The following is a 20,873-nucleotide window of genomic DNA, read 5'->3' on the forward strand; positions in this document are numbered from 1 at the left end:
CCCCGCGCGCCGCAGGATCGTAGAAGCGTCACGACCCGAGAATGAGGCGCGCATGACCCATCCGAAACCCGTCGTCCTTTGCATCCTCGATGGATGGGGCATCTCGTCGCGGCCCGAGCAAAGCGCGCCGGATCAGGCCAATACCCCGAATTTCGACCGGCTGATGCGCGAATGCCCGCATGGAACGCTGGTGACCTTCGGCCCCGATGTTGGTCTGCCCAAGGGGCAGATGGGCAATTCCGAGGTCGGCCACACCAATATCGGCGCTGGTCGGGTGGTCGCGATGGACCTGGGCCAGATCGATCTCGCCATCGAGGATGGCAGCTTTTACGAGAATACCGGTATCGGCGCCTTCATCGAAAAGCTGAAGGCCAGCGGTGGCACTGCGCATCTGATGGGGGTCGTCTCGGATGGCGGTGTCCACGGCCATATCCAGCATGTCATCGCCGCGGCCCGCGCCATCGCGACCCGTGGCGTTCCGGTGGTCATCCATGCAGTGACCGACGGGCGGGACGTGCCGCCGAAATCCGCGATGGGCTTCGTGACCGAGCTTCAGGGCAACCTGCCCGCGGGCGTGACCATCGGCACTGTCATCGGGCGCTATTACGCAATGGACCGCGACAATCGCTGGGAACGTGTCAGCCGGGCCTTTGCCGCAATGGTCCGGGCGCAGGGACAGTCCGCCCCCGATGCCGCACATGCCGTCGAAGCCGCCTATCACCGCGACGAAACCGATGAGTTCATCCAGCCCACGGTGATCGCGGACTATGCCGGTGCAAAAGACGGCGACGGCTTTTTCTGCCTGAATTTCCGTGCCGATCGCGCGCGAGAGATCCTGGCCGCCATCGGCCAGCCGGATTTCGACGCGTTCGAAACCGGGCCGCGGCCGCAATGGGCCTCGCTGCTGGGCATGGTCGATTATTCCACCAGGCATGACGAGTACATGGACGCCGCCTATCCGAAGCGGCAGGTGGAAAACACGCTGGGCGCTTGGGTCGCGAACAAGGGCCTGCGCCAGTTCCGTCTGGCCGAGACCGAGAAATATCCGCATGTCACCTTCTTCCTGAACGGCGGCAAGGAAACGCCCGAGCCGGGCGAGGACCGCTTCATGCCGCAAAGCCCGAAGGTCGCGACCTATGACCTTGCACCCGAAATGTCGGCACCCGAGGTCAGCGCGAAGCTCGCCTGGGCCATCGGCGAGGGTTACGACCTGATCGTCGTGAACTATGCCAACCCCGACATGGTCGGCCATACCGGCAGCCTTCCGGCAGCCATCCGCGCCTGCGAGGTCGTGGACAAGGGGCTGGGCATGATGCTTGAGGCGCTGGACAAGGCAGGTGGCGCGGCGGTCGTCATCGCCGACCACGGCAATTGCGAAACCATGATCGACCCCGCCACCGGAGGGCCGCATACCGCCCATACCGTGAATCCGGTTCCCGTCATCGTCTATGGTGGATCGCAGGGCGCCAGCCTGAGCAATGGCCGCCTGGCCGATATCGCTCCGACCGTGCTGGACCTGATGGGGCTGGACCTTCCGCCCGAGATGACCGGCAAATCCCTGATCGTGCGCCCATGAAGCTGAAACTCGCCCTGCCCGTCCTTCTTGCCGCGGGCCTTGCCAGCGTCGCCCCGGCCCAGCAGGCCAGCTCCGCCCAGCAAAGCGCCGCGCTTAGCCAGGCGGCGCAAGAGGCGGCCGAAGCCGCCGACATGCTGCGCAATGCGACCGGACAGCTTGATCAGGCGCTAAGCAAGGATGACCAGGTCCGCTCGCTGACCGACATGATCCGGGCTTATGAACAGGGACTGGCTGCGTTGCGCGACGGATTGCGCCGCGCCGGCATCCGCGAGCAGGAAATCCGCGCCGAGTTCGATGCCCGCCGTGACCGTCTGGGTCGGGTCGTCGGCGTGATGACCGCCATGCAGCGTTCCCCCGAAACGATGCTGCTGCTGCACCCCGCCGGACCGGAGGCGTCGGCCCATGCCGGGATGATCCTCAGTTCGGTCGCGCCGGGCCTGCAGGCCGAGGCCGAAGACATGCGCCGCCAGCTGGAAGAGATCCAGACGGTCCGCACCCTGCAACTGAACGCCGCCAATACGCTGGCCCAGGGTCTGGGCCAGGTGCAGGAGGCGCGACGGCTGCTGGCCTCGGCCGTCACGGACCGTTCGGATCTTCCGGTGCGCTTCGGGCAGGACCCGGAAGAGCTGACCTCGCTGGTTCAGTCCGCCGATACGCTTGATGCCTTCGCATCCGGGATCGTCGGCATGGAACAGGACGTCGGCGCGCCGATGGCCGATTTCGAAGGCGCGCAGGGCAGCCTGCCCTTGCCGGTGCTGGGCACGGTCCTGCGCCGCTATAACGAGGCCGACGCCGCCGGCGTCCAGCGCCCCGGTCTTGTCATTGCGACCGGTCCTGCGGCGCTCGTGACGACGCCATGGAGCGCGACCATCCGCTATCGCGGCCCGCTGCTCGACTATGGCAATGTCATGATCGTCGAGCCGGCGCGCGGCTATCTGATGATTTTCGCAGGCCTGGCCCAGGTCTTCGGAGAGACGGGCGACGTGCTTGCCGCAGGCGACCCGGTCGGCCTGATGGGCGGCATCGAACCTGAAGCACAGGAATTCGGGGCCGAGTTCGTGGCCGACGCGGCCATGGGCAACGGCGCTGGACAGAGCGAAACACTGTATGTTGAACTGCGAAAAGGCAAGGAAACACTGGACCCGGCCGAGTGGTTCGTGATGAATCCCATCATCGGCGGGACAAGCCACAACGCAACCGGGCAGGACGGAACATCGGAATGAAACATTACCTTCTGGCCGGAGCTATCGGCACCATCGCCGGCACATTGGTCGCGACCCAGTTCGCGGGCCCCCTGGTCGCGCAGGAAACCGGCAAGAACGCCTCAGTCTATGAGCAGCTCGACCTGTTCGGCAACGTCTTCGAACGCGTCCGCAGCGACTATGTGGAACAGGTCGACGACAAGGAACTGATCGAGGCCGCGATCAACGGCATGCTGACCTCGCTTGATCCGCACAGCTCGTTCCTGTCGGCCAAGGATTACGAGGACATGCAGACCCAGACGCGCGGCAGCTTCGGCGGCCTTGGGATCGAGGTCGGGCAAGAGGACGGGATCGTCAAGGTCATCTCGCCCATCGACGACACACCCGCGGCCGAGGCGGGCGTCAAGGCGGGCGACTATATCACCCATGTGAATGGCGAATCGCTGGTCGGGCTGACGCTGGATCAGGCGGTCGAGAAGATGCGTGGCCCGGTCGGGTCCGAAATCAAGATCACCATCCTGCGCGAAGGCGAGAAAGAGCCCTTCGACCTGACCATCGTGCGCGACACCATCAAGCTGACCGTGGTCAAGACTCGTGTCGAGGGCCATGCCGTTGTCCTGCGCGTCTCGACCTTCAACGACGAGACGATGGACACGCTGAAGACCCAGATGGCCAAGGCGGTCAAGGATGCCGGCGGGATGGACAAGATCACGGGTTTCGTTCTTGACCTGCGCAATAACCCCGGCGGCTTGCTGAACCAGGCCATCGAGGTTTCGGACGCCTTCCTCGACAAGGGCGAGATCGTTTCGACCCGCGGACGCAAGCCCGAGGAATCGGAACGCTGGAACGCCGAAAAAGGCGATCTGGCGCAGGGCAAGCCGATGGTCGTTCTGATCAACGGCGGTTCGGCCTCGGCCTCGGAAATCGTGACCGGCGCGCTTCAGGACCACCGTCGCGCCATCGTCGTCGGCACCAAGTCCTTCGGCAAGGGATCGGTCCAGACGGTGATGCCCGTGACCTCGGACAGCGCCATCCGCCTGACCACGGCACGCTATTACACGCCGTCGGGGCGTTCGATCCAGTCGCTTGGCATTCAGCCGGACATCATCGTTGAACAGCCCCCGGCCAAGCCCGTGGACGAGAACGAGGACAAGCCCAAGACCGAGTCGAAATTCCTGAACTCGGAAGCCGACCTGCGCGGCGCTCTGAACAACGACGCGATCAGCGACGATGAGCGCAAGCAGATCGAGGAAGAGGCCAAGCAGGTTGAAGCGACCGCCAAGCTGCGGGACGAAGATTACCAGCTTGCCTATGCCGTCGACATCCTGAAGGGGCTTTCCGCGGTGAACTTCCAGGCCAGCGCCGTTCCCGACAGCGTGAAGCCCGCGATCACCGGCGAGGATGCCACCCAGGAAGACGAGGAAGGCGCGGAACGGCAATGACAGGGCAATTGCTCGGCCCGTCGGGCCTGCCCTATCGCCCCTGCGCGGGTGTCGTCCTGATCGACAAGCGGGGTCTGGTCTTTGCCGGGCAGCGCATCGACAATCCGGGTCATGCCTGGCAAATGCCGCAAGGCGGGATCGACGCGGGGGAAACCCCGCGCGAAGCCGCCCTGCGCGAGTTGGTCGAGGAAACCGGTGTCACCCCCGATCTGGTCGAGGTCATCGCCGAATCCCCCGAATGGGTCACCTATGACCTGCCGCCCGAGCTTCTGGGCAAGGTCTGGAAAGGGCGCTTCGGGGGTCAGCAGCAGAAATGGCTGGCGCTGCGCTTCCTTGGCTCGGACAAGGACGTCCGGATCCAGACCGAGCACCCCGAGTTCGACCGCTGGCAATGGATGCGCGCCGCCGACCTGACCTCGTCGATCGTGCCCTTCAAGCGTTCGGTCTATGAACAGGTGTTCAAGGATTTCGCGAACTTGGTGTCCTAGGGGTTTTTCTCAACCTGAAATTGAAATGCCGCACTCCACCGGAGCGCGGCATTTTCATTGGGAGTCCCGCGACCAGTCATCACCGGCAAAAATTGGCCGAAGAAATGGAAAAACCTCCCCAAAATACGAAGCTGATCAATTCGCAATATAATGTTTTGATGCTTTGGCCGGAAATAATCCATTCCGCACATATCGTTGCAAACCGCGTCGCCAATCAATTCACGCGCTGAAAACAAACCGGTGATCTCAGGAACAAAGAACCCTGCGAAAGGCTTCATCCTCCAGTCGAAAGGAGATCAGCCATGAAACGCCTTTTCCTCATTCCCGGAGCCATCGCCGCGATTGCCGCCGGATCCGCCTTGGCCCAAACCACTGTCGTGACGCCGGGCCAGCCGGTCGTCGTGACCCAGCCCCCGGCAACCGCGCAAGTCCAGACCAATGATCCCCCGACCAGCGGTGGCGGCGCGGTCGGCGGCGCAACCACCGGAGCCATTGCCGGTGCGATTGCCGGCGGGCCGGTTGGGGCTGCCGTGGGCGGTATCGTTGGTGCCGTCACCGGTGATGTGACCGAGGACGCGATGACGCCGGCGACCCGCACCTATGTTCTGCAAAATCCGGTCCAGTCTGTTCCGGTTCAAGGCAATGTCGTCGTCGGCTCTCAAATCCCCGACGCGGTCCAATTCCAGCAGATCCCGGATTCGCCCTATCAGTATGTCTATGTGAATGACCAGCCGGTGATCGTCGAACCGCAAACACGCAAGGTTCTTTATGTGGTCCGGTAATTCCGGTTCCCAATAAACAATCCGATGGGCCGGTTTCGAATACTGGCCCACCGATATTTATCTGAATGACGTGGAATTGGCATTCGCCAAATCCAATGAAGCCATTCAGCAATTAAGGCCCTTGAATTGCCGCATCCCCTGCCCTATCTGCAGGGGCGAGGACGACCTCTCCATCATGGATATCAAGCGGGACGGCCCGATCTTTCGACAGGAGATCAGGCATGGCTTGGTTCTATCTTCTTGCTGCAGGCATTCTGGAAGTCGTCTGGGCTTACGCGATGAAGAAATCCGCGGGCTTCACAATCCTTACCCCCTCGGTCGTCACGATCGTCGCCATGATCGCCAGCTTCGCGCTGCTGTCCGTCGCGATGAAGACGCTGCCCCTGGGCACTGCCTATACGATCTGGACCGGTATCGGCGCGGTCGGGGCCTTCATCCTGGGCATTACTTTGCTGGGTGAGGCCGCAAGCCCCGCGCGCATCATCGCCGCCCTGCTGATCGTCAGCGGCATCGTCACGATGAAGCTGGCCTCGGGCCATTGACTGCCATGCCAGACCCGGCCGGGTGCGGATCGACTGAGCGACCCGCCTGACCTGTAGAGCGTCAGGGCAGAGATTCACCACGAGCGGGAATCACGCCTCAAGCGGAAATGGGCAGGACGCCTTGCGCGCTCTGCCCGGGATCCTCGTCGCAAGATCACAGTGTCTTGGCCAGCGCCTCAAGCTGATCCGCCGCCATCCCCCAGCCGGTGTGAAAGCCCATCGCCTCGTGCTCGGCCTTGGTTTCGGCATTCCAATGCATGGCGCGGGCCTCGTAATCCGTGCCGCCGCCCTCCGCATCCGACAGCGTGACGCTAGCCGCCATGAAGGGCTTTCCCGCAGGTCGCCAGCCCGGTTCGAAGGCGTCGGTAAAAATCAGCCGTTCGCCGGGCAGGATCTCAAGGAAAACGCCGATATTGTCGAAACGCTCACCCTCGGGACCGTTCATGACGGTAGAGAACTGACCGCCCGGTCGCAGCTCGATCCGCGCTTCCGAGACATTCCAGGGCTTCGGGCAGAACCATTGGACCAGCAGGTCAGGTTCGGTCCAGCAACGCCAGATCGCGGCGCGCGGCGCTGCCAGAAGGCGTTTCAGGACAAGGTCGTTCTCGGATTCGTTCATCTCCAACCCTCCAATTTGCGGGGGCAGGATAGCATGTCAGGCGGCGGCGCCCAAACCCGCCAGCCGCGCCTTCAGCGCCTCGCGCGGAACTTCAGCGCGGGTGCCCTGCAGGACCGCCCGCCCGCGTTCCAGCATCAGGAAGCGGTCGCCAAGGTCATGGGCAAAGTCGAAGAATTGCTCGACCAGGACGATCGCCATGTCGCCACGGTCACGCAAGCCTTTGATGACACGCCCGATCTGCTGGATGATGTTGGGCTGGATCCCCTCGGTCGGCTCATCCAGCAGCAGGACCCGAGGGCGGGGGATAAGCGCCCGCGCGATGGCCAGTTGCTGCTGCTGCCCGCCGGACAGGTCCCCTCCGCGACGGTGGGCCATTTCAGCCAGAACCGGGAAATGATCAAAGATCTCGTCGGGAATCCGCCGCTCGCCACGGGGCAGAAGCGCAAGGCCCGTTTCCAGGTTTTCGCGCACGCTCAGCAGCGGAAAGATCATCCGGCCTTGCGGGACATAGCCCACGCCGCGGACCGCCATGCCCTGCGCATTGACGCGACCCAGTTCTGCGCCACTCAGCCGCAGGCTGCCGCCCGAGCGCGGATGACTGCCCGACAGTACCTTCAGCAGGCTGGTCTTTCCGACGCCGTTATTGCCCATGACGCAGGTGACCTGCCCCGGCTCGGCGATCAGGTCGACACCGTGCAGGATCTGGCTTCCGCCGTAATGCAGGGTGATGTCGCGTGCTTCCAGCATGTTCAGCCCCTTCCCAGATAGACGTCGACGACCTGCGGATTCGCGGTGACGTGGTCCAGGCTTCCCTCGGCCAGCACGGCGCCTTCGTGCAGCACCGTCACCTTGCACTCCAGCCGACGCACGAAGTCCATGTCGTGTTCGACCACGACAACGGCGTGCCGTTCGGCCAGCCGGCGCAGCAGCGTGGTCGTCTGCTCGCGCTCGGCCAGCGTCATCCCGGCGGCGGGTTCGTCGACCAGCAGCAGGCGCGGTTCCTGCGCCAGCAGCATCCCGATTTCCAGCCACTGCTTCTGTCCGTGGCTCAACTCTCCGGACTTGCGCCCCAGATGTTCGGCAAGACCCACTTCCTCTGCAAGCTCAGCCACGCGAGCGACGCTGTCGGCCGAAGGGCGCCAGCGCAAAACGCGGAACGGCCCACGCGCGGCGCTCAGCGCCATGGTCAGGTTCTCGGCCACCGTCTGATCCTCGAAGACCGTCGGACGCTGAAACTTGCGGCCGACCCCGGCGCGCGCAATCTGCGCCTCGTTCATCCGCAGCAGACTTTTCGAGCTTTCGCCCCACAACACCTCGCCTTCGTTCGGGCGGGTCTTGCCTGTCACGATGTCCATGAAGGTCGTCTTGCCCGCGCCGTTCGGCCCGATGATGGCGCGCAGTTCACGCTCGCCGATTTCGAAGGACAGATTGTTGATGGCGCGGAACCCGTCGAAACTGACCGAGATGCCGCGAACCTCCAGCAGCGCGCTCATTCCACCGCCTCCTTTTCGCGCAGGGCGCCCATGTCGGGACCAAGGGCGGCCCCCCGGCGGTGGGGCGGGCGCAGCCCCTCGAACCAGGCGACCAGCCCGGAAATGCCCTTCGGCGCGAACAGGGTGACCAGCACGAAGGACAGGCCCAGCAGCACCTGCCACCAGTCAACCCATTTGATGGTATAGATGCCCAGATTCACGTCGGGCGCACGGCCGCCGGTGAACCAGCTTGACAGAAGCGACACGAAGACGGCCCCGATCGCCGCGCCATAAAGCCGCCCGCGCCCGCCGATCGCCACCCAGACCGCCAGATAGATCGAGGCAATGGGCGCAAGCTCGGCCGGATTGATGATCCCCGCCTGTGGGTAATACAGCGCCCCGGCGATGGCGGTCACGATGGCGGCCAGCACAAAGACCACCAGCTTGTAGCTTTCGACCGAATAGCCCAGAAAACGCACCCGCGCCTCGTCGTCGCGGATGGCGCGGGTAACGCTGCCGAATTTCCCCGAGGCGACCCAGGCGATCAGCAGATAACCCAACCCCAGCGCCAAAGCCGAGGCCCAGAGGAACCAGACCGACAGCCTTTCCTGCCCCACGCCATCCAGGCCGGGGATGTTTTGCAGGCCCGACAGGCCGTTGTTCCCGCGCAGGCCGGAATCGTTCTGGAACAGGTAAAGTGCCAGCGCCAGTGTCATCGCCTGCGTCAGGATCGACAGGTAAACCCCGTTCACGCGAGAACGGAAGGCGAGCCAGCCGAAGACCAGCGCCAGCAGCCCCGGCAACAGCACGACCAGCGCCAATTGTGCCGGGAGCGAGCCGGCAAAGGTCCAGATCGCCGGGAAACGGTCCGCCCCCACGACGCCAAAGATCTGGGTGGCGACGGCGGCGGAAATCTCGGCCTCGGTCGGCGGGATGGGCAGGTTCGCAAGCGAGCCGGCGACGATCCCCTCGGTCCGGGCGACCATCAGCCACATGCCGATCATGTAGCCGCCAAGCGCGAAGAAGGCCATTTGCCCAAGGCTCAGGATACCGGCATAGCCCCAGACCAGATCCATCGCCACTGCCGCCAGTGCAAGGCAGAGCGTCTTGCCCAGCGTCTTGACCATGCTGGTCGAGATGACGCCAGTCCCATAGCCCGCCGACAGCACCGTGACCGCGACGGTAAAGACCGCCAGCACGGCAAGGAAGACAAGGATCGAAGGGTGCCGCAGGACCAATGGTTTGCGCATGTCAGGCCCCCGCCGCCCGGCCCCTGGCGGCAATGATGCCGCGCGGCCGGAACTGGATGAAAATGATGATGAACAGGATCATGTAGGTCTGGGCGGCCAGGGTATTGGCCGGGTTGAACCATTCGATCCCCTTTTGCAGGAAGCCGATCAGCGCCGCGCCCGCCAGCGTGCCCCAGATATTGCCGACCCCGCCGACAACGACCGTCATGAAGCTTTGCACGATGTAGTCGCTGCCCAATTCGGAGGTGACCTTGGCAAACAGCCCGATCGCCACGCCTGCGATTCCGGCAATGCCCGAGCCAAGTCCGAAGGTCAGCATGTTGATGCGGTCCGGGCTGATGCCCATGCTGGCCGCCATGCCGGGGTTCTGGGTCACGGCGCGGACCTCCAGCCCCAGCCGGGTGCGGTTCATGATGAACAGGTAAAGGCCCAGGAAAACCAGCGCGAGGACGAAGATCGCGATGCGGATATAGCTGATCGAGACCACGTCGTTGAAGGTCAGCGCGCCGTCCAGCCATGCGGGCGCAGTCAGCGGCCGCGCCTGCGTGCCGAAGATGTTCTTGGCCAGTTGCTGCAACGCGATGCTGACGCCGAAGGTGGCCAGCAGCGTCTCCAGCGGGCGCTTGTAAAGATGGCGGATCACCAGCCGCTCCAGCGCCACGCCCGCGGCGAAGGTGACGGCAAAGGCCAAGGGCAGCGCCACGATCAGCGAAAGTGTCCGGTCGGCTATGAATTGCTGGACGACATAGCCGGTATAGGCGCCCATCATGATGAATTCGCCATGCGCCATATTGATGACGCCCATCACCCCAAAGGTGACCGCAAGCCCGATGGCGGCCAGGAAATAGATCGAGGCCAGCGACAGCGCGTCAAGCGACAGGTCCGCCGCCTGCATCAGACCGATCCGCGTTTCGGTCCCACGCAGCGCGGCGCGGGCGGCGTCCGTGACCTGCGGGTTTGGCTCGGCGTAAAGATCAAGGAAACGGTGCCGGGCCAGCGCCGCGTCGACCTCATCCTCGCTGGCGGCGGGCTGGACAAGGCCCTGACCCTCCAGCGCGGTATAGGCGCGGTCGCGCGCCTGCTGATCACCAAGTTCGGCGACGGGAATGCCACCGACAGCCCCATTGGCAATATGGCCGGACAGCGTCGCGCGCATCGCGTCTGGCGTCAGCCGCGCCGGGGCAAGCCCCTCGGAGACCAGCATCCCATAAGCCTCGTCGCGGCCAAGATCGCCACCGACGGAAAGTTCTCGGGCGATATTCGCACCCGCCGGGACAGCCTCCAGCGCGACCCGCTTCGTCGCCAGGATCGGATTCAGGCTCGCGCGGAAATCCAGCCCGGTATCGCCGCCGAAGCCTTCGATCGCGGCGATGCGTGCATCGGGATCAGGATCATGCTGGATGGTCAGCAACCGCTCCAGCCGGGCCTTGCGCGCGGCAAGCGCTGGGTCGGGATCGTCCATTGCCTCGCGCAGCAGCTGCAACTGCCCGGCATCGGCACGACGGGCCAGCGCGTCCAGCGCCTCGGCCCGGCGTTGCGGATCAGGATCGGACAGGGCATTCCCGGCCAAGGCGGCCGCGATGACGCCACGTACACCTGAATTCGGGCGCAGAAGGGTCAGATCCGCCTCGACAGCCGCGCCCAGATCGGCACCGGTCACCGCGTCCTGCAGCCGCAGGCCCTGCCCCTCGGGCGCGGTGATGACCAGCAGCCCGTCGCTTTTGCGCAGCGCGAGCAGGCGGTCACCCCAGGCCTGCAGCAAAGCCGCGCCTTGTGGACCAGTGGCGGCAATATCCTCGACCACCGGTCCGACCGACTGGCGAGAGGGTTTCTCGATCTGCGCGCGATGGCTGGCGACGACCGCCGCCAGGTCGGGCGCTTGCGCCCGCGCGGCAAGGGGCAGGACCAGCGCCAGCAGCGCCAGGACAGACAGAAGGTGACGCATGAAATCCTCGGACCGCAAAGGGGCGGCGACGACCGCCGCCCCGGTCAGGCTCAGTAGTTCGACTGCGCCTGCACGCAGCTTTGGGTCTCGGTGTTCCACATGCCGCATTTCTTGCCCGGCCAGTCGGCGTCCAGCTTGGCGCTTTCGGGCAGGAAGTCGGTCCAGGCATCGCCAGCGACCTCATCAGTCTGGCTGACAATGTCGAATTGACCATCGGCGCGGATCTCGCCGATCAGGACGGGCTTCGTCAGGTGGTGGTTCGGCAGGACCTTGGCCGTGCCGCCGGTCAGGTTCGGCACCTCGACCCCCACGATCGAGTCAAGAACGGCGTCGGTATCGGTCGACCCCGCCTTTTCCACGGCCGCAACCCAGGCGTTGAAGCCGATCATCGTCGCTTCCATCGGGTCGTTGGTCACGCGATCATCCTTGCCGGTGAACTTGTGCCACTGCTCGATGAAGGCCTTGTTCTCGGGGCTGTCGGCGGACTGGAAATAGTTCCATGCGGCCAGGTGGCCGACCAGGTTCGCGGTATCCAGGCCCGCCAACTCCTCCTCGCCGACCGAGAAGGCCATGACCGGGATGTCATCGGCCGAAACGCCCGCCGCCGCCAGTTCCTTGTAAAAGCCGATATTCGCGTCACCGTTGATCGTCGAGACGACGCCGACCTTCTTGCCATCTGCCCCCAGCGCGACCACGTCCGCGACGATCTTCGACCAGTCGGAATGCCCGAAGGGGGTATAGTTAACGAAGATATCGCCCTCGGCCACGCCCTTACCCTTGAGATAGGCGTCAAGGATGTTGTTCGTGGTGCGGGGATAGACATAGTCGGTTCCCAGAAGCGCCCATTTCTCGACGCCCAGTTCCTCCATCATGTAGTCCACTGCCGGGATCGCCTGCTGGTTCGGGGCGGCACCGGTATAGATCACGTTCTTCGAAGATTCCTCGCCCTCGTACTGGACGGGATAGAACAGCAACCCGTTCAGCTCCTCGATGACCGGCAGGACCGACTTGCGGCTGACGCTGGTCCAGCAACCGAAGATCGCATCGACCCCGTTGACCGAAATCAGCTCGCGCGCCTTTTCCGCGAAAAGCGGCCAGTCCGAGGCCGGGTCGACGACCACCGCCTCGATCTTCTTGCCCAGCAATCCGCCCTTGGCGTTCTGCTGGTCCACCATCATCAAGACCGTGTCCTTCAGCGTGGTTTCCGAAATCGCCATCGTCCCGGACAGCGAATGCAGGACCCCGATCTTGATCGTGTCTTCCTGCGCCCATGAGGCGCCCGCCAGGCCGACCGACAGAAGGGCGGCGGCCAAGGCGCGATTGTGATGTTTCATCCCTGTTTCCCTCTCGTTGATTATGCCGCGTGGCGGCTGCAACGATCAGGTCAGCGACACCGGATTTTGCCAAGTTCCGGGGCAACTTCGTTCGAAACCGTTCGGAACTGCCCGATTTTCTGCCAGTTTTTCGGGCGACAGGCGTTGCGATGCGGCAAATGGAAAAGGGGCGGCCTGCGCCACCCCCTTCGGTCCACAATCTGTCCGGGTCTAGCTGCGCAGCATCGCCAGAAGCTGGCTGTCGGCATAGCCGTCCGGGACCAGTCCGCGCGAACGCTGATAGGCCTTGACCGCCTCGACCGACTTGGCGCCCAGCTTGCCGTCGACTCCGCCGGTGTCGAAGCCCTTGGCCATCAACAGGCGCTGGATCTCGGCCTTTTCGCCATTCGACAGGGTGCGGTCGCCACGCGGCCAGCTGCCGCGAATGCCCGGTCGCCCGGCAATCCCGTCCGCGAGATAGGAAACCGCCAGCGCATAGCTGTCCGAGGCGTTGTATTTCAGGATGGCGCGGAAGTTGTCGGTGATCAGGAAAGCCGGGCCGCGCGCCCCTGCAGGCGCAAGGATCGCCCCCGAGGGCACCGCGCCGCCATTCGCCGCGCGCACGCCCATAGCCGCCCACTGGCTGCCTGACTTCACCACCGACTTGCCGACATGGTTGAAGTCGAAGCCCTGCGGCAGCACGACCTCGGTTCCCCAGGGCTGACCCGGACGCCAGCCGTTCTGGCGCAGATAGGACGCCGTCGAGGCCAGCGAGTCCGTCGGATCGTCCGACCAGATGTCGCGGCGGCCATCTCCGTTGAAGTCGACGGCATGGCTGAGGAAGGACGAGGGCATGAACTGCGTATGTCCCATCGCGCCCGCCCAGCTTCCGACCATGTGCGAGCTGTCGACATCGCCGGCCTGGATGATGCGCAGCGCGCTGACCAGCTCGCCCGCGAAGAATTCGCCCCGGCGGCCGTCATAGGCCAGCGTCGCCAGCGCGGGCACGATCTGCGTGCTGCCGCGATTCGCGCCGAAATTGGATTCCATGCCCCAGATCGCAAGGACATATTCGCGCGGAACGCCATAGCGCGCCTCGATCGCGGACAGGGTGCTGTTGTAGCGCGCCGACATCTGCCGGCCGGTTGCGATCCGGCTGCCGCCGACCGCACCGTCAAGATAGTCCCAGATCGGCTTGCTGAACTCGCTTTGCTTGCCGTCCAGCGCCACGATGCTGGGCTGGAAATGCGCCCCGGCCATGTTGCTGTCGAACACCGCCGGAGAGATGCCCGCCGCGATCGCGCGGGGGCGGAAGCTTTGGACCCAATAGCGGAAACCGGCCTCTGAACCCTGGCCGCCCGCCGTCGGCAGGCCGCTGAAATTGCCTCCGCCCGCACCGGGGGCCCGGCTTGATACGCCGCAGCCCGCCAGCGCGCAGACCAGAAGGATCGCGCCCGCTAATCGGAAATGTCCTGCCCTCATTTCTTGCCTGTCCCGTGCTCTTGTTCTGGTTGAGAACCAGTCTAACCCAGCAAGGCACGATTTGGATAGGCCCGGATCAGGCGTCGTCGTCTTCCGCGTCCTCGTCCTCGTCGCCGAACAGGGGCTCCATCTGCGCGACGATGACGGCATTCTCCTCAAGCGCGCGATCCATCAGGGCGCGCTCTTCCTCCGGAATGTCGTGGCCTTCGGCCAGCCGCTCCTCGACGGTGCCGTGGCCGGTGACTTCGATCGGGGAAAGCCCCGCCTGCTTCAGGATGGCCACCGTTTCGCGCACGGCCTCTCCTTCGTCTGTGCCCGAGGCATAGCAGACCAGCGCCGCGCCGGTTGCGTCTTCAGGCAGGCCGTCATCGGCGGCACGGCCGACCTCGACCAGAAGCGTATAGACATGCTGCGCCATGGCTTTCCCCTTGATGCGATTTGCGCTCATATCCCCGAAACATCGGAGAGTGACAATGAGCAAGAGCCTTGCCCGGGTCCGTGCCGCGCTGGAAGCCGCCGGAGCCACGACCCAAATCCGCGAAACCGACGACCGCGCGCGAACCGCGGCGGGCGCGGCCGAAGTCGTCGGCTGCGAGGTCGACCAGATCGCCAAGTCCATCATCTTCCGCGGCGAAGAGTCGGGCCATATCGTGCTGTTCCTGACCGCGGGCGGCAACCGTGTCAATTCCGGCAAGGCGGCCGAGGTCGCGGGACAGGATTTGGGCAAGGCCGATGCCGACCAGATCCGGGCCGAGACGGGTTTTGCGATCGGCGGCGTCGCCCCGGTCGGACATCTGCAACGGATCGAAGCCTATATCGACCCGCGCCTGACCGAATTCCCCGAGGTCTGGGCGGCGGCGGGGACGCCGCGGCACCTGTTCTCGATCTCTCCGCAGGAGTTGATCCGCATCACCGGCGCCCGCATGGCCGAGTTCACCGAATGAAAAAGGGGGGCGATCTCGCCCCCCGTCAATGGCTATTTGGCGACCGCCCGGTATAGCCAGATCAGGATCACCGCGCCGACCAGTCCGACGAAACCCTGTGCGATCCAGCTTCCGGGCTGAGCGTTCAGCCCCAGGACGCCCAGGATCGCGTTGCCGACCACGGCGCCCACGATGCCCAGGATGACGTTCAGGAAAATCCCGGTATCTGCCTTCATGATGTTGCTGGCGATCCAGCCCGCGATACCGCCCACGACGATGGCGGCGATCCAGCCCAAGCCTTCCATGCACGTCTCCTTTGGAAAGGGTGTCCGACGCCTTAACGCCGCGACCCCCAATGAAGTTCACATGGCTCGGGGCGGAATCTGGGGCGCGCCGGACGCGCCCCGTTCCGTCGTGTTTCAGTCGCGCAGAAGCTCGTTGATCGAGGTTTTCGAGCGCGTCTGCGCGTCCACGCGCTTCACGATCACCGCGCAATAAAGGTTCACGCCGTTCTTCGAAGGCAGCGAACCCGCGACGACGACCGATCCGGCGGGCACCTCGCCATACATGATCTCGCCGGTTTCGCGGTCGACGATCTTGGTCGACTTGCCGATGAAGACGCCCATGCCCAGAACCGATCCCTCGCGCACGATGCAGCCCTCGACCACTTCGGAACGCGCGCCGATGAAGCAATTGTCCTCGATGATGGTCGGGCCGGCCTGCATCGGCTCCAGCACGCCGCCGATGCCCACGCCGCCCGACAGGTGGACGTTCTTGCCGATTTGCGCGCAGGAACCGACCGTGGCCCAGGTATCGACCATGGTGCCTTCGTCGACATAGGCGCCCAGGTTCACGAAGCTGGGCATCAGGACCACGCCCTTGGCGATGAAGGCCGATTTGCGCACGACCGCATTCGGCACCGCGCGGAAGCCCGCGTCGCGCCAGCGGTTTTCGCCCCAGCCGGCGAACTTGCTGTCCACCTTGTCCCACCAGCCGCCATTCTGCGGACCGCCGGCATGAACTTCCATGTCCTTCAGGCGAAAGCCCAGCAGCACGGCCTTTTTAGCCCACTGGTTGACGTGCCAGTCGTTGCCGCGCTTCTCGGCCACGCGCAGCGTGCCGCGGTCCAGGGCGTCAAGCGTGGCCTCCACAGCCTCGCGCGCCTCGCCGGTGGTGGCGGGGGTGATCTGGTCGCGAATGTCCCAGGCGGATTCGATGGCGGCTTCAAGCTGGGCGTTGGACATGGGATCTCTCTGTTGCTGGAACTCGGGTGGAAACTGTCTCGCAAGGGCTATAGACCGGGGGCGTGCAGCCGCGCAATCCGCGCCTGCCCCACGTCAGAGGTTTCGATGATCGAAGAAGACGAGCGCCACCACCCGATCCGTGACAGCCAGCAGGACGCCGTGGCCGCGCGCCAACTGCCCGACACGCCCCAGACCCGTGCGCCCGCCTATCGTCTTGCCTTTACCGACCACGAATTCCTGTTGCGCGAGGAACTGCGTCCCGTCCGGCTGCAGCTTGAACTGCTCAAGCCCGAGATGATCATGGATGCGCGCGGCATCCGCTCGACCATCGTGCTGTTCGGCGGTGCCCGCATCCCTTCGCCCGCGAAGCGCGACGGCGCGCGCACCCCGGCCCTGGCCGAGCTGTCGCGTTATTATGAGGAAGCCCGCCGGTTTGCCCGGATGATGACCGAGCGCAGCCTTGAAAGCTATGGCGCCGAAAACGTCATCTGCACCGGTGGCGGACCCGGCGTGATGGAGGCGGGAAACCTTGGCGCGCACGAGGCCGGGGGGGCCTCCATCGGCCTGTCGATCGTGCTTCCGCATGAACAGGCGCCGAACGAATTCGTGACGCCCGACCTGTGCTTCAACTTCCATTACTTCGCGATCAGGAAGATGCATTTCCTGATGCGCGCCAAGGCAGTGACGGTGTTCCCCGGCGGCTTCGGCACCATGGACGAGATGTTCGAGGCCCTGACCCTGATCCAGACCGGCCGCATGAAGCGTGTCCCCTTCATCCTGTTCGGTGCAGAATTCTGGAACCGGATCATCAACTGGGACGCGCTGGCCGAGGCCGGCACGATCAACCGCGAGGATCTGGGGCTGATCAGCTTTGTCGAAACCGCCGAGGAAGCGGTCGCAATCATCGACAACTGGGTCGTGCCCTGCCCCTGAGCGGGCGGGTCAGACCCGGTGATAGGGGCTGCCCCCCAGAATGGTGGTCGCGCGATAGATCTGTTCGGCCAGCATGACGCGGACCAGCATGTGCGGCCAGACCATGCGCCCAAAGCTGATCGCCAGATCGGCGCGGTCCCGCAGGGCCGGATCGATCCCGTCCGCGCCGCCGATGACAAAGGCGATGTCACGCGCCTGATCACGAAAACCCGCGATCTTCTGGGCAAATTCGGGTGAGGTCAGCATCTGCCCGCGCTCGTCCATCACGACCAGCGCGGCACCGTCGGGGATCGCACGTTCCAGCAGTGGAGCCTCGGCGGCCATGCCGCCACCGCGCTTGTCCTCGACTTCGGAAATCGTGACCGGAGGCAGGCCAAGCGCGCGTCCGGCCTTGGCATGACGGTCAAGGTAATCGGCGATCAATTTCGCCTCGGGGCCCTGCCGCAGCCGCCCGACCGCGGCAATGACCATGCGCATCGTCTGTTCCGGTCAGTTCTGGGGCCGGCGGGCCTCTTCAGCCGCGTGATCTGCGCGCATCCGCTCAAGCGTGGCAGAACGCAGCGCATCCGCCGGCATCCACATCTTTTCAAGCTGATAGAATTCGCGCACTTCCGGGCGGAACAGGTGAACGATCACATCATCGGTGTCGATCAGGACCCAATCCCCGGTTTCCTTGCCCTCGATCCGGGCGGTGCGGCCGGTCTGTTCCTTCAGACGCTGCACCAGCTTTTCGGCGATGGCGGCCACCTGGCGCGACGAACGACCCGAGGCGATCACCATGTGATCGGCCATGGCAGAACGGCCGCGCAGGTCGATGGTCACGACCTCTTCGGCCTTGTCGTCATCAAGCGAGGTGAGAATGCGGTCCAGTAGCTGATCGCTGCTCAGCTCGGACTCCGCGGTGGACGCAGCCGGCGAAGGGGCCGGCGAAGCGGTATTGGACAGGGGTTCATCCTCCGGTCATCGAGCCGAAAAACCCCGGCACTGGGTTCCATCAATGTAGCATGAATCGCCGTCCGCTCAATGTTCCGGGCCGGTTTTTGTTGACGATGACGCCGCGGGACAGGCGAAATCCCGCGGATTTTCCTGCCTCTCCGGGCAGTTGAGCCCGGACTGGACCCAGGCAAGCTGGTTCGTTTGAAGCCGCGTCATCTCGTCCCGGCGGTCGCTTGCCCCATCACGGACCAACGCATCAAGCGCAAAAAGCGCCGCAATCACCAACGGAACCACCCGCAGCAGGATGCGAATCGTCATGTCCTGGCCCTCCATCCGACTGGGCCGGGATGATAACGCAGATGACACGAAGGGGAATTGACAGGCGCGTGTGTCGATATTGCCTGGCCCGTCAATTCATCGTAATACTGCCGCCATGCGAGGATTCGTCTATTTCGACATCCATGACCGCGCCCGCCTGCCGGGGCGGTTTTACGGCGAAAGCCTGTCCGTCACTGCACGACTTTGACGGTCGATGGCGCGTGCCAGCGCCCTGCCGCGTATCGCGGCGCCAATTTTCGCGTTTTCCCAGCTACTCTTTCGGAAAGAGAAAGCCATGACCGGCAACACCAATATGGGCGCACCGCGCACCCTCTACGACAAGATCTTCGACGCGCATGTGGTCGACCGTTCCGATGACGGGACCTGCATCCTTTATATCGACCGTCACCTGGTCCACGAAGTGACCTCGCCCCAGGCATTCGAAGGCCTGCGCATGGCCGGCCGCAAGGTGCGCCGCCCCGACCAGACCATCGCCGTTCCGGACCACAACGTTCCGACCACCGCCGACCGGGTGAACGGGATCGAAAACCCCGAGGGCCGCATCCAGGTCGCCGAACTGGACAAGAACGCGCGTGAATTCGGGCTGAACTATTACCCGATGTCGGATGTCCGCCAGGGCATCGTCCATATCGTCGGCCCGGAACAGGGCTGGACCCTGCCCGGCATGACCGTCGTCTGCGGCGACAGCCACACCGCGACGCATGGCGCCTTCGGCTCGCTTGCCCACGGCATCGGCACGTCCGAGGTGGAACACGTCCTGGCCACCCAGACGCTGATCCAGAAGAAGTCCAAGAACATGAAGGTCGAGATCACCGGCAAACTGCTGCCGGGTGTGACCGCCAAGGACATTACTCTGGCCGTCATCGGCAAGACCGGCACCGCCGGCGGCACCGGCTATGTCATCGAATATTGCGGCGAAGCGATCCGCGAGCTGTCGATGGAAGGTCGCATGACCGTCTGCAACATGGCGATCGAAGGTGGCGCACGCGCCGGTCTGATCGCCCCGGACGAAAAGACCTTCGCCTATGTGAACGGCCGCCCGCACGCCCCGAAAGGCGCTGCCTGGGAAGCCGCGCTGAACTGGTGGAAGACGCTCTACACCGACGAAGGCGCGCATTTCGACAAGGTCGTGACCATCCGGGGCGAAGATATCGCCCCCGTCGTGACCTGGGGCACCTCGCCCGAGGACGTGCTGGCGATCACCGACAAGGTTCCCGCCGCCGAAGACTTCGAGGGTGGCAAGGTCGAGGCCGCGCGCCGCAGCCTTGACTATATGGGTCTGCAGCCCGGCACCCCGCTGAACGAGATCAAGATCGACGCGGTCTTCATCGGGTCCTGCACCAACGGCCGGATCGAGGATCTGCGCGCTGCCGCCGGCATCCTCAAGGGCCAGCATCTGGCCGAGGGCGTGCGCGGCATGGTCGTGCCCGGCTCGGGTCTGGTTCGGCTTCAGGCCGAGGAAGAGGGTCTGGACAAGATCTTCACCGATGCCGGCTTCGAATGGCGCCTTGCCGGTTGCTCGATGTGTCTGGGCATGAACCCCGACCAGCTTGCCCCGGGCGAACGCTGCGCCGCGACCTCGAACCGCAACTTCGAAGGGCGGATGGGCCGTGGCGGACGTACGCACCTGATGTCGCCGGTGATGGCGGCAGCAGCGGGCATCAAGGGCCACCTGACCGACGTGCGCGAATTCATGGCCGAGACCGTCTGACTTCGGCGCGGCGGGGCACCCTGCCCCGCCGCAGCAGAAGCACGGCGTTCACGGCAATCAGCACCAGCCCGGCATTCTCGAACCAGAAGTTGAAACGGATGTTCGCGAAATCCATGCTGATGAGACGGTCGACATGATGGAACCCCACCGCCCGCACCAGAACGAAGCCGCAAAGCACGGCAAGGCCCAGCAGGGCCAGGCCGTTTGCGTGCAACTGACCGGAAAGCGAGCGCAGGGCAACCAGCAGGGCGACCAGCACGACCAGAACCAGCACAGCGATGAAGGCGATCTGCACCAGCCAGCGCTGGTCATACCAGCCCTGCACATGTGCCAGACAGCGCCCCGTCGCGGTCAGCGCGGTTTGCAGGTCAAGCTGCTTGTTGATGGCCAGGAACGCCATGATCGCCGCGATCGTGCCCCACAAGCCGCGCGCCGCACCCTGCGGCTGGCGGCGCAGGACCATGATCGCCAGCACAAGGCATATCACATACGAGACCACCGTCAGCCAGCCGGTGATCTCGGGATCCCCGATCTGCGGCCTCCAGTCGCCAAAGATGCAATCGCTCAGGCCGGACAGGCCGGGGAAACCAAACATCGAACATACCTCACGGACGGTGGCAAACTGCCGTCGCCAAAAAGCTAACGGCCACCCACGCGGCCAGTCAATTCTGCGA

24 protein-coding genes are annotated in these 20,873 nt (G+C 64.5%); 9 read left to right on the plus strand and 15 right to left on the minus strand.

Annotation, left to right across the window (positions count from 1 at the left end):
* Positions 1-52: 52 nt before the first annotated feature.
* The 4 genes from gpmI to RM190_RS02020 are packed head-to-tail and all read left to right on the plus strand — an operon-like array spanning position 53 to position 4,708.
* Positions 53-1,576, plus strand: coding sequence for a 2,3-bisphosphoglycerate-independent phosphoglycerate mutase (gene gpmI / locus RM190_RS02005; protein ID WP_311757703.1), 1,524 nt, complete (start codon positions 53-55; stop codon positions 1,574-1,576).
* On the plus strand, positions 1,573-2,799 hold the full coding sequence (locus tag RM190_RS02010; protein WP_311757704.1) for a murein hydrolase activator EnvC family protein: 1,227 nt from the start codon (positions 1,573-1,575) through the stop codon (positions 2,797-2,799). The genes gpmI and RM190_RS02010 overlap by 4 nt, the downstream gene beginning before the upstream one ends.
* Positions 2,796-4,220 (plus strand): S41 family peptidase, encoded by a 1,425-nt coding sequence (locus RM190_RS02015; RefSeq protein ID WP_311757705.1) that lies wholly within the window; start codon positions 2,796-2,798, stop codon positions 4,218-4,220. Before RM190_RS02010 ends, RM190_RS02015 begins: the two co-directional genes overlap by 4 nt.
* On the plus strand, positions 4,217-4,708 hold the full coding sequence (locus RM190_RS02020; RefSeq protein WP_311757706.1) for an RNA pyrophosphohydrolase: 492 nt from the start codon (positions 4,217-4,219) through the stop codon (positions 4,706-4,708). Before RM190_RS02015 ends, RM190_RS02020 begins: the two co-directional genes overlap by 4 nt.
* On the opposite strand, the gene RM190_RS02025 is transcribed toward RM190_RS02020, so the two are convergent.
* The gene (locus tag RM190_RS02025) at positions 4,705-4,986 is read right to left on the minus strand and encodes a hypothetical protein (RefSeq protein ID WP_311757707.1); all 282 of its coding nucleotides are present in this window, start codon (positions 4,984-4,986) and stop codon (positions 4,705-4,707) included. The genes RM190_RS02020 and RM190_RS02025 overlap by 4 nt on opposite strands.
* A gap of 24 nt (positions 4,987-5,010) precedes the next feature.
* Here RM190_RS02025 and RM190_RS02030 point away from each other — a divergent pair, with 24 nt between their 5' ends.
* Positions 5,011-5,490 carry a DUF1236 domain-containing protein gene (locus tag RM190_RS02030; protein ID WP_311757708.1) on the plus strand — a complete coding sequence of 160 codons (480 nt, stop codon included), beginning with the start codon at positions 5,011-5,013 and terminating at the stop codon, positions 5,488-5,490.
* A gap of 221 nt (positions 5,491-5,711) precedes the next feature.
* Complete coding sequence (locus tag RM190_RS02035; protein ID WP_311757709.1) at positions 5,712-6,032, plus strand: DMT family transporter; 321 nt, start codon at positions 5,712-5,714, stop codon at positions 6,030-6,032.
* 154 nt (positions 6,033-6,186) lie between these two features.
* On the opposite strand, the gene RM190_RS02040 is transcribed toward RM190_RS02035, so the two are convergent.
* The 8 genes from RM190_RS02040 to RM190_RS02075 form a co-directional block, all read right to left on the minus strand.
* On the minus strand, positions 6,187-6,651 hold the full coding sequence (locus RM190_RS02040; RefSeq protein WP_311757710.1) for an SRPBCC family protein: 465 nt from the start codon (positions 6,649-6,651) through the stop codon (positions 6,187-6,189).
* 36 nt (positions 6,652-6,687) lie between these two features.
* Complete coding sequence (gene urtE, locus RM190_RS02045) at positions 6,688-7,398, minus strand: urea ABC transporter ATP-binding subunit UrtE (RefSeq protein WP_311757711.1); 711 nt, start codon at positions 7,396-7,398, stop codon at positions 6,688-6,690.
* A 2-nt stretch (positions 7,399-7,400) separates the two neighbouring features.
* Positions 7,401-8,144 (minus strand): urea ABC transporter ATP-binding protein UrtD, encoded by a 744-nt coding sequence (urtD, locus tag RM190_RS02050; RefSeq protein ID WP_311757712.1) that lies wholly within the window; start codon positions 8,142-8,144, stop codon positions 7,401-7,403.
* On the minus strand, positions 8,141-9,373 hold the full coding sequence (gene urtC, locus RM190_RS02055; RefSeq protein WP_311757713.1) for an urea ABC transporter permease subunit UrtC: 1,233 nt from the start codon (positions 9,371-9,373) through the stop codon (positions 8,141-8,143). The genes urtD and urtC overlap by 4 nt, the downstream gene beginning before the upstream one ends.
* A gap of 1 nt (position 9,374) precedes the next feature.
* Positions 9,375-11,318 (minus strand): urea ABC transporter permease subunit UrtB, encoded by a 1,944-nt coding sequence (gene urtB / locus RM190_RS02060; RefSeq protein WP_311757817.1) that lies wholly within the window; start codon positions 11,316-11,318, stop codon positions 9,375-9,377.
* A 50-nt stretch (positions 11,319-11,368) separates the two neighbouring features.
* Positions 11,369-12,652, minus strand: coding sequence for an urea ABC transporter substrate-binding protein (urtA, locus tag RM190_RS02065; protein WP_311757714.1), 1,284 nt, complete (start codon positions 12,650-12,652; stop codon positions 11,369-11,371).
* Positions 12,653-12,862: 210 nt separating this feature from the next.
* Complete coding sequence (locus tag RM190_RS02070; RefSeq protein ID WP_311757715.1) at positions 12,863-14,113, minus strand: lytic murein transglycosylase; 1,251 nt, start codon at positions 14,111-14,113, stop codon at positions 12,863-12,865.
* 76 nt (positions 14,114-14,189) lie between these two features.
* Positions 14,190-14,531 carry a hypothetical protein gene (locus RM190_RS02075; RefSeq protein ID WP_311757716.1) on the minus strand — a complete coding sequence of 114 codons (342 nt, stop codon included), beginning with the start codon at positions 14,529-14,531 and terminating at the stop codon, positions 14,190-14,192.
* A gap of 55 nt (positions 14,532-14,586) precedes the next feature.
* On the opposite strand from RM190_RS02075, the gene RM190_RS02080 reads away from it, so the two are divergent.
* On the plus strand, positions 14,587-15,057 hold the full coding sequence (locus RM190_RS02080; RefSeq protein WP_311757717.1) for a YbaK/EbsC family protein: 471 nt from the start codon (positions 14,587-14,589) through the stop codon (positions 15,055-15,057).
* Positions 15,058-15,089: 32 nt separating this feature from the next.
* Here RM190_RS02080 and RM190_RS02085 read toward each other — a convergent pair whose 3' ends face one another.
* On the minus strand, positions 15,090-15,341 hold the full coding sequence (locus RM190_RS02085) for a GlsB/YeaQ/YmgE family stress response membrane protein (RefSeq protein WP_311757718.1): 252 nt from the start codon (positions 15,339-15,341) through the stop codon (positions 15,090-15,092).
* 114 nt (positions 15,342-15,455) lie between these two features.
* A complete protein-coding gene (gene dapD, locus RM190_RS02090; RefSeq protein WP_311757719.1) occupies positions 15,456-16,280 on the minus strand; it encodes a 2,3,4,5-tetrahydropyridine-2,6-dicarboxylate N-succinyltransferase in 825 nt (274 codons plus the stop codon).
* A 105-nt stretch (positions 16,281-16,385) separates the two neighbouring features.
* On the opposite strand from dapD, the gene RM190_RS02095 reads away from it, so the two are divergent.
* Positions 16,386-17,213 carry an LOG family protein gene (locus RM190_RS02095; RefSeq protein ID WP_311757720.1) on the plus strand — a complete coding sequence of 276 codons (828 nt, stop codon included), beginning with the start codon at positions 16,386-16,388 and terminating at the stop codon, positions 17,211-17,213.
* Positions 17,214-17,222: 9 nt separating this feature from the next.
* Here the strand turns inward: RM190_RS02095 and rlmH are convergent, their stop codons facing one another.
* The 3 genes from rlmH to RM190_RS02110 form a co-directional block, all read right to left on the minus strand.
* Positions 17,223-17,690: a 23S rRNA (pseudouridine(1915)-N(3))-methyltransferase RlmH gene (gene rlmH / locus RM190_RS02100; RefSeq protein ID WP_311757721.1), complete on the minus strand. Its 468-nt coding sequence runs from the start codon at positions 17,688-17,690 to the stop codon at positions 17,223-17,225.
* A 12-nt stretch (positions 17,691-17,702) separates the two neighbouring features.
* On the minus strand, positions 17,703-18,158 hold the full coding sequence (rsfS, locus tag RM190_RS02105) for a ribosome silencing factor (protein WP_390907809.1): 456 nt from the start codon (positions 18,156-18,158) through the stop codon (positions 17,703-17,705).
* A 75-nt stretch (positions 18,159-18,233) separates the two neighbouring features.
* A complete protein-coding gene (locus RM190_RS02110) occupies positions 18,234-18,482 on the minus strand; it encodes a hypothetical protein (protein WP_311757722.1) in 249 nt (82 codons plus the stop codon).
* 298 nt (positions 18,483-18,780) lie between these two features.
* On the opposite strand from RM190_RS02110, the gene leuC reads away from it, so the two are divergent.
* Positions 18,781-20,199, plus strand: coding sequence for a 3-isopropylmalate dehydratase large subunit (gene leuC / locus RM190_RS02115; protein ID WP_311757819.1), 1,419 nt, complete (start codon positions 18,781-18,783; stop codon positions 20,197-20,199).
* Here the strand turns inward: leuC and RM190_RS02120 are convergent.
* On the minus strand, positions 20,180-20,794 hold the full coding sequence (locus RM190_RS02120; RefSeq protein WP_311757723.1) for a hypothetical protein: 615 nt from the start codon (positions 20,792-20,794) through the stop codon (positions 20,180-20,182). The two genes, leuC and RM190_RS02120, sit on opposite strands and share 20 nt — an antisense overlap.
* Between the last annotated feature and the right edge of the window lie 79 nt (positions 20,795-20,873).

This window comes from Paracoccus broussonetiae, from assembly GCF_031854425.1.
GTDB classification, from domain to species: domain Bacteria; phylum Pseudomonadota; class Alphaproteobacteria; order Rhodobacterales; family Rhodobacteraceae; genus Paracoccus; species Paracoccus broussonetiae.

What these genes read in the sequence shown, in the direction of transcription:
- gpmI (WP_311757703.1), top strand. Translation starts at nt 53, where the DNA reads ATGACCCATCCGAAACCCGTCGTCCTTTGCATCCTCGATGGATGGGGC.
- RM190_RS02010 (WP_311757704.1), top strand. Translation starts at nt 1,573, where the DNA reads ATGAAGCTGAAACTCGCCCTGCCCGTCCTTCTTGCCGCGGGCCTTGCC.
- RM190_RS02015 (WP_311757705.1), top strand. Translation starts at nt 2,796, where the DNA reads ATGAAACATTACCTTCTGGCCGGAGCTATCGGCACCATCGCCGGCACA.
- RM190_RS02020 (WP_311757706.1), top strand. Translation starts at nt 4,217, where the DNA reads ATGACAGGGCAATTGCTCGGCCCGTCGGGCCTGCCCTATCGCCCCTGC.
- RM190_RS02025 (WP_311757707.1), bottom strand. Translation starts at nt 4,986, where the DNA reads ATGAAGCCTTTCGCAGGGTTCTTTGTTCCTGAGATCACCGGTTTGTTT.
- RM190_RS02030 (WP_311757708.1), top strand. Translation starts at nt 5,011, where the DNA reads ATGAAACGCCTTTTCCTCATTCCCGGAGCCATCGCCGCGATTGCCGCC.
- RM190_RS02035 (WP_311757709.1), top strand. Translation starts at nt 5,712, where the DNA reads ATGGCTTGGTTCTATCTTCTTGCTGCAGGCATTCTGGAAGTCGTCTGG.
- RM190_RS02040 (WP_311757710.1), bottom strand. Translation starts at nt 6,651, where the DNA reads ATGAACGAATCCGAGAACGACCTTGTCCTGAAACGCCTTCTGGCAGCG.
- urtE (WP_311757711.1), bottom strand. Translation starts at nt 7,398, where the DNA reads ATGCTGGAAGCACGCGACATCACCCTGCATTACGGCGGAAGCCAGATC.
- urtD (WP_311757712.1), bottom strand. Translation starts at nt 8,144, where the DNA reads ATGAGCGCGCTGCTGGAGGTTCGCGGCATCTCGGTCAGTTTCGACGGG.
- urtC (WP_311757713.1), bottom strand. Translation starts at nt 9,373, where the DNA reads ATGCGCAAACCATTGGTCCTGCGGCACCCTTCGATCCTTGTCTTCCTT.
- urtB (WP_311757817.1), bottom strand. Translation starts at nt 11,318, where the DNA reads ATGCGTCACCTTCTGTCTGTCCTGGCGCTGCTGGCGCTGGTCCTGCCC.
- urtA (WP_311757714.1), bottom strand. Translation starts at nt 12,652, where the DNA reads ATGAAACATCACAATCGCGCCTTGGCCGCCGCCCTTCTGTCGGTCGGC.
- RM190_RS02070 (WP_311757715.1), bottom strand. Translation starts at nt 14,113, where the DNA reads ATGAGGGCAGGACATTTCCGATTAGCGGGCGCGATCCTTCTGGTCTGC.
- RM190_RS02075 (WP_311757716.1), bottom strand. Translation starts at nt 14,531, where the DNA reads ATGGCGCAGCATGTCTATACGCTTCTGGTCGAGGTCGGCCGTGCCGCC.
- RM190_RS02080 (WP_311757717.1), top strand. Translation starts at nt 14,587, where the DNA reads ATGAGCAAGAGCCTTGCCCGGGTCCGTGCCGCGCTGGAAGCCGCCGGA.
- RM190_RS02085 (WP_311757718.1), bottom strand. Translation starts at nt 15,341, where the DNA reads ATGGAAGGCTTGGGCTGGATCGCCGCCATCGTCGTGGGCGGTATCGCG.
- dapD (WP_311757719.1), bottom strand. Translation starts at nt 16,280, where the DNA reads ATGTCCAACGCCCAGCTTGAAGCCGCCATCGAATCCGCCTGGGACATT.
- RM190_RS02095 (WP_311757720.1), top strand. Translation starts at nt 16,386, where the DNA reads ATGATCGAAGAAGACGAGCGCCACCACCCGATCCGTGACAGCCAGCAG.
- rlmH (WP_311757721.1), bottom strand. Translation starts at nt 17,690, where the DNA reads ATGCGCATGGTCATTGCCGCGGTCGGGCGGCTGCGGCAGGGCCCCGAG.
- RM190_RS02110 (WP_311757722.1), bottom strand. Translation starts at nt 18,482, where the DNA reads ATGGAGGGCCAGGACATGACGATTCGCATCCTGCTGCGGGTGGTTCCG.
- leuC (WP_311757819.1), top strand. Translation starts at nt 18,781, where the DNA reads ATGGGCGCACCGCGCACCCTCTACGACAAGATCTTCGACGCGCATGTG.
- RM190_RS02120 (WP_311757723.1), bottom strand. Translation starts at nt 20,794, where the DNA reads ATGTTTGGTTTCCCCGGCCTGTCCGGCCTGAGCGATTGCATCTTTGGC.